Raw genomic sequence first — 1163 nt, forward strand, 5'->3', positions numbered from 1 at the left:
GGGGACGCGGTCGTCCCGGGTGCCGCCCGCCGGCCGTGACCGGGTCAGCTGACGTTGACCGCCGCCCAGGCGGCGGCCACCGTCTTGTACTCGGTGCTGGTGGAGCCGTAGAGGGCCGACGCGGCGTTCAGCGTCGCCGTGCGGGCGCCCGCGTAGTTCGTCGTCGACGTCATGTACGACGTCAGCGCCTTGTACCAGATCTGCACGGCCTTGGCGCGGCCGATGCCGGTGACCGTCGAGCCGTTCGACGTCGGGGAGTTGTAGCTCACCCCGTTGACCGTCCTGGCGCCGCTGCCCTCCGCGAGGAGGAAGAAGAAGTGGTTCGCGGGGCCGGACGAGTAGTGCACGTCGAGGTTCTTCAGGCTCGACGACCAGTTGTCGGCGGACGCGCCGTCCTTGCTGGGCTTGTCCATGTAGCGCAGCGGCGTGCCGTCGCCGTTGATGTCGATCTTCTCGCCGATGAGGTAGTCGCCGGCGTCGGAGGAGTTCGCCGCGTAGAACTCCACCGCCGTGCCGAGGATGTCCGAGGTGGCCTCGTTCAGGCCGCCGGACTCGCCGGAGTAGTTCAGGCCCGCGGTGTTGGAGGTGACGCCGTGGGTCATCTCGTGTCCGGCCACGTCCAGCGAGGTCAGCGGGTGGGTGTTGCCCGTGCCGTCGCCGTACGTCATGCAGAAGCAGCTGTCGGACCAGAACGCGTTGACGTAGGCGTTCCCGTAGTGCACGCGGGAGTAGGCGGCCTTGCCGTCGTTCTTGATGCCGTTGCGGCCGAAGGTGTTCTTGTAGAAGTCCCAGGTGACCTGGGCGCCGTAGGCGGCGTCCACGGCGGCCGTCTGGTCGCTGGTCGAGCTGGAGGCGCTGCCGGTGCCCCAGACGTCGTCCGCGTCGGTGAACAGGGTGCCCGTGGAGGAGCTGGTGCTGCGCGCCTTGTTGTACGTCTTGTGGCCACCGCGGGTGGTGTCGTACAGCTGGTACGACGATCCGGACTTGGTGGTGCCGAGGGTGACGGTGCCCGCGTACAGGCTCTTGCCGCTGCCGGTCTCGACGCCCTGGAACTCGTACAGCTTCTCGCCGGTGGCCGCGTCGGTGATCACGTGCAGCTCGTTCGGGGTGCCGTCCTCCTGGAGGCCGCCCACGACCGTCTCGTACGCCAGGGTCGGCTTGCC

1 protein-coding gene is annotated in these 1163 nt (G+C 68.6%); it reads right to left on the minus strand.

Features of this window, described 5'->3' with window-relative positions; genetic code table 11:
• Positions 1-44: 44 nt before the first annotated feature.
• A partial coding sequence (locus tag ACFY5C_RS41870) for a M4 family metallopeptidase (RefSeq protein ID WP_389455344.1) occupies positions 45-1163 on the minus strand: 1119 nt, incomplete at its 5' end.

The organism is Streptomyces sp. NPDC012935 (assembly GCF_042900345.1).
GTDB lineage: Bacteria > Actinomycetota > Actinomycetes > Streptomycetales > Streptomycetaceae > Streptomyces.